Origin of the sequence: Prosthecobacter gellanilyticus, from assembly GCF_007992435.1 — a bacterium.
In the GTDB taxonomy this organism is placed as follows: domain Bacteria; phylum Verrucomicrobiota; class Verrucomicrobiia; order Verrucomicrobiales; family Verrucomicrobiaceae; genus Prosthecobacter; species Prosthecobacter gellanilyticus.
This window is the reverse complement of sequence record NZ_BKAG01000107.1, coordinates 1-4,130: the sequence shown is the minus strand read 5'-3', so window position 1 is coordinate 4,130 and position 4,130 is coordinate 1. Positions and strand designations below refer to the sequence as shown.

At 59.6% G+C, this 4,130-nt stretch carries 5 protein-coding genes; 1 reads left to right on the top strand and 4 read right to left on the bottom strand.

The genetic code is table 11. The features are described from left to right. Window positions 1–49: 49 nt before the first annotated feature. A complete protein-coding gene (locus tag BGE01nite_RS28605; RefSeq protein ID WP_170267141.1) occupies window positions 50–937 on the bottom strand; it encodes an RluA family pseudouridine synthase in 888 nt (295 codons plus the stop codon). Here BGE01nite_RS28605 and BGE01nite_RS28600 point away from each other — a divergent pair. After that, the gene (locus tag BGE01nite_RS28600; RefSeq protein WP_308741223.1) at window positions 936–1,394 is read left to right on the top strand and encodes a peptide chain release factor-like protein; all 459 of its coding nucleotides are present in this window, start codon (window positions 936–938) and stop codon (window positions 1,392–1,394) included. The two genes, BGE01nite_RS28605 and BGE01nite_RS28600, sit on opposite strands and share 2 nt — an antisense overlap. 136 nt (window positions 1,395–1,530) lie before the next feature. Here BGE01nite_RS28600 and BGE01nite_RS28595 read toward each other — a convergent pair whose 3' ends face one another. From BGE01nite_RS28595 to BGE01nite_RS28585, 3 genes are all read right to left on the bottom strand, one after another. Then, window positions 1,531–2,685: an AraC family transcriptional regulator gene (locus BGE01nite_RS28595; RefSeq protein ID WP_146856339.1), complete on the bottom strand. Its 1,155-nt coding sequence runs from the start codon at window positions 2,683–2,685 to the stop codon at window positions 1,531–1,533. Between the two features lie 172 nt (window positions 2,686–2,857). Beyond that, the gene (gene acpS / locus BGE01nite_RS28590) at window positions 2,858–3,238 is read right to left on the bottom strand and encodes a holo-ACP synthase (RefSeq protein WP_146856337.1); all 381 of its coding nucleotides are present in this window, start codon (window positions 3,236–3,238) and stop codon (window positions 2,858–2,860) included. 9 nt (window positions 3,239–3,247) lie between these two features. Next, window positions 3,248–4,006, bottom strand: coding sequence for a pyridoxine 5'-phosphate synthase (locus BGE01nite_RS28585; RefSeq protein WP_146856335.1), 759 nt, complete (start codon window positions 4,004–4,006; stop codon window positions 3,248–3,250). Window positions 4,007–4,130: the final 124 nt, after the last annotated feature.

Below are 4,130 nucleotides of genomic sequence, written 5' to 3'. Positions count from 1 at the left end.
ATTCCGCATTGCCATCGCCCCTCAAGCGCTGAAGCACCTGAGTACTGTGTCAAACCTCGCTCGGCAGCAGCTTCACCAGTTCCGGGGGCAGGGGAGACTCAAACGTCATCTCATCGCCCGTGACCGGGTGCTGGATCTTCAGGCTGGTCGAATGCAGCGCCAGTCGCTTCGCCGGATTGGACTTCGCCCCATACTTCGGATCTCCCACCACCGGGCATCCAGCCTCGGAAAGCTGCACACGGATCTGATGGCGGCGCCCCGTCTCCAGAGTCAGTTCCACCAAGGTCCGCCCCATCCCATGCCGCAGCACTCGATAGTGCGTCACCGCCAGACGCGAGTCCTCGCCGCCCCCATGGCGCACAAACACCCGGTGCGGCTGGCTTTCATCAATGTAATCCCGCAGCGTGCCGGAAGAGGCCGGCGGCGCGCCCTCTACCAGCGCCAGATAGCGCTTTTCATAGCTCTGCCACTCGCTCTGTAGCGTCTCCTTCACCTCTTCCGTCTTGGCAAAAAGCAGCACGCCAGAGGTCTCGCGGTCCAGCCGGTGCACGATCCAGACGCGTGCGGCTCCACTGTAGTTACTGTCTCGGCGATAGGTGGTGAGGAAGGAATAAGCCGTGCGCACCTTCTCCTTCTCCGTGGCCATGGTCAGCAAACCCTCAGGTTTGTGGATGACCAGGATGTCCTCATCCTCAAAGAGGATCTTCAGGCCCTCGGGCAGGTCCTCGGCGGCAGGCGGTGGAGCCTTGGTCGGGGAGATGCTCACCTTGTCACCGGCTTGCAGTTCATGATCATGGCGCGTGACCACTTTCTCATTCACATGCACGGCGCCAAACTTCAGCCACTGCTTCACCTTGGTGCGCTTCACCTCCGGCCAGCCGGCAAAGAGAAAGGGCAGCAGAGGTTGAGCTTCGGTCACGGTTTGGGCGGGAATCATGAAAAGCTCATCGCGTGCCGGGGCTGGATCGTCAAACAGCTTCATGCTATACACCGGGATGGCGACCCCTGACCAAGACGCGCTCGAGAAGCGCATGACGAAGCTCGGCATCCGTGAGGATGATCTGGAGGAGGACTTTGTGCGCGGCAGCGGCCCGGGCGGCCAGAAGATCAACAAAACCTCCTCCACCGTCGTCCTTCGGCACGTGCCCACCGGTGTCGAGGTCCGTTGTCAAAAGGAGCGTTCCCAGGTCATGAACCGCCATTGGGCACGCGTGGAGCTCTGTGACCGTCTGGAAACCGCCCTCAAAGATGCCCGCCTGGCCGTCCAGAACGAGCGCGAGAAGGTCCGCCGCCAAAACCGTCCCCGTCCCCGTGGCGTGAAACGGAAGATCCTCCAGGGCAAACGCGAGCGTGGCGAGGTGAAGCGCAACCGTGGACGAGTGAAGGACGACTAAAGTAGTGCCGGGCTTCAGCCCGCACACAGGTAGAAACACACGTTTGATCTGGCATTGGCAAACATCCTCCCGGGGAGTTTCCGCACTCCCGCACGCTGAAGAGCATGCGCACAGTGGCTTGATGGCTCAGCCCCCTTCAAATCCGGTTCTTCTTCCGATACTCTCCCGGCGTCATCCCGAAGCGCTTTCGAAACGCCTCCGCCATGTACTGCGGATGCTTGAACCCCGCCCGTTCCGCGATCGCATCCAAGGTTAGGTCAGTCTGCGCCAGCAACCGCTCCACTTGGCTGAATCGGATGCGGATCAGCTCTTCACCCGGACTGCGGCCGATCATCGTCTTCATCCGGCGCTCCAGCGCGCTGCGTGACAGGGCCACCTCTCGAGCCACATCATCCACACCGATGCCATCCGCAGCACATCGGCGGATATACTGGAGAGCCCTCGCCACCCGCTCATCCTCCACCGCTACGATGTCTGAGGATTGCCTCACGATGATGTCCCCCGGAGGCAGCAGCGTCTCCTTCGGTGGAGTGACCTTCTTATTCATCCACTCATCCAGCAGTTTCGCCGCCAGATAGCCCGCGTTCTGCCCGCGTAACTGCACACTGGAAAGCGGTGGCCAGGCTGTTTCGCACAGCGTCTTGTCATTCTCAGCACCAATCACCGCCAGCTGCTCCGGCACGCTGATCCCCGCTCGTCGCGCCGCATCCAGCACCCAGAAACCCAGCTGGTCATTCGTCGCAAACAGCCCGCACGGTTTTTCCAGGGACCTCAGCCACTCAGCCAGGTTTCCCTGATGTTGATCCCAGTTCAGCACACCCTGGCTCGGTGCCTTCGTCTCAAACACCGAGCACTCAAAGCCCTGCGCCTTCAATGTCTCGATGAAGCTCTCGCAGCGTTGCTGGAAGAACCGCTCGCCATTGTCCAGATAACACGCAAAGCGCCTGAAACCTCGATCCAGAAAGTGCCGCGCCACACGCTCCCCCACGATGTGGTTGTCCATCCCCACAAAAGGGAAGGGGTGCTTCAGCACCGTCGTGCGCAGCTCAATCACCGGCAGCTTCGTGGCCTTGAGCTCGCGCAGCAGCGTCGCATCCACCGTGCGCGCCAGAATACCATCCCCAGGCCACTTCTGCAGCCAGCCCGGAAAGCTGGAGCGCAAATCACGCGGCTCTAAATAGAGCGACCACGGCCCCTGTTCCGCCACATACCGCCGGATGCCGCGCACAATGTCACGCCCATAAGAACGTGAGGTGTCCACCAGCACAGCGACTTGGGGAATGGCAGTCATGGATTCGTTTCTACACTCTTCTATTGAGCGAACGGCTTTTAAAGTGGGAACAAACTTCTCCGCCTTGCTTCATTTCATTCTCGGATTGAAACCCAAAGGGCTTTCGCATCACAGCGAAGGGTTGGCGAGCCTTAGCGAGCCTACCCTGGTAGGTCCCGTATCTTTGGAGAGTTCACGTCAAGATCACCTGCGCCATCGCCAGCTCACGTGTGTGGGTGAGGGAAATCAGCGCCTTGGTGGCACCGATCTTCTCCGCATGAGCCTGCGCGATCGTGTGCAGCTTCAGCACCGGCTTTCCAGACTCCTCGCGGGTAACCTCGATCTGTTTCCAGTCGACCCCATGCGCCCAGAGGCCCGTGCCCAGCGCCTTTGCTGCAGCCTCCTTGGCCGCAAAGCGCGCTGCATAATGCATCGCCGGATCCGCGCACGAGTCACAGTAGGCGATCTCGCCCGCCGTGAAGGTGCGCTCCTTGAAGCGGTCACCATGTCTCGTGAGCAGGTCACGGATGCGGGGCACCTCCACCAGATCAATGCCAAGTCCTTGCGGCTGCATGAAGTCGTATTACTTGTTAGGTGTTTCCGGATACCCCTTCATCACTTCCAGCATCTCCTGGATGGCCGTGCGCAGGCCGGCAAAGATGGAGCGCGCGATGAGGCTGTGACCGATGTTCAGCTCCACCAGATGCGGCACGATGAAAAGCTCAGGTAGATTGGTTGTTGTTAGGCCATGCCCCGCATTCACCTGCAATCCCAGGCTTTGCGCCAGTTCCGCCGCGGCCTTCAGGCGCTGCGCCTCTTCCGTGCGCCTAACACCAAGTTCATTCGCAAACGTGCCCGTGTGCAGTTCGATCATGCTCGCGCCGATCTCCGCCGAGGCACGCACCTGATCGAGATCAGGATCGATGAACATGCTGACACGCGTGTTGTTAGCCTCCAGAAGGCCCACGCTCTTGCGCAGCGCATCCTTTTGACCGGCGACATCCAGCCCGCCTTCAGTGGTGACCTCCTGCCGGTTCTCAGGAACCATGCACACAAAGTCTGGCTTCACACGCAGCGCGATCTCCAGGATCTCCGGCGTGTTGCCCATCTCCAGGTTTAACAAACTTTGAATTTTACGGCGCAGCACAAACACATCCTCATCCACGATGTGACGGCGGTCCGCACGCAGATGCACGGTGATAGAATGGGCTCCTGCGGCCTCTGCTTCTAATGCCGCCTGAAGAATGGAAGGCTCCACATTATGAGCGCAGAGCATGGTCCTGTAGCGAGCCTGACGGAGTGTGGCGACGTGATCGATATTAACACCGAGATGAAGAGACATGATTGGAAGGTTTTAAGGTCGGTTTGGTGAGTCGAAATGACTTCCGATCCCTCGATTCACAAGAAAACCTTCAAAAAAGATCAAAAAGAAGTTGCGGGGTCTTCGGGATGCAGTAGTCTCTCAA

Bases quoted from the DNA above. Each gene is read 5' to 3' on its own strand.
- BGE01nite_RS28600 (WP_308741223.1), top strand. From the start codon at position 936: ATGAAAAGCTCATCGCGTGCCGGGGCTGGATCGTCAAACAGCTTCATG.
- BGE01nite_RS28605 (WP_170267141.1), bottom strand. From the start codon at position 937: ATGATTCCCGCCCAAACCGTGACCGAAGCTCAACCTCTGCTGCCCTTT.
- BGE01nite_RS28595 (WP_146856339.1), bottom strand. From the start codon at position 2,685: ATGACTGCCATTCCCCAAGTCGCTGTGCTGGTGGACACCTCACGTTCT.
- acpS (WP_146856337.1), bottom strand. From the start codon at position 3,238: ATGCAGCCGCAAGGACTTGGCATTGATCTGGTGGAGGTGCCCCGCATC.
- BGE01nite_RS28585 (WP_146856335.1), bottom strand. From the start codon at position 4,006: ATGTCTCTTCATCTCGGTGTTAATATCGATCACGTCGCCACACTCCGT.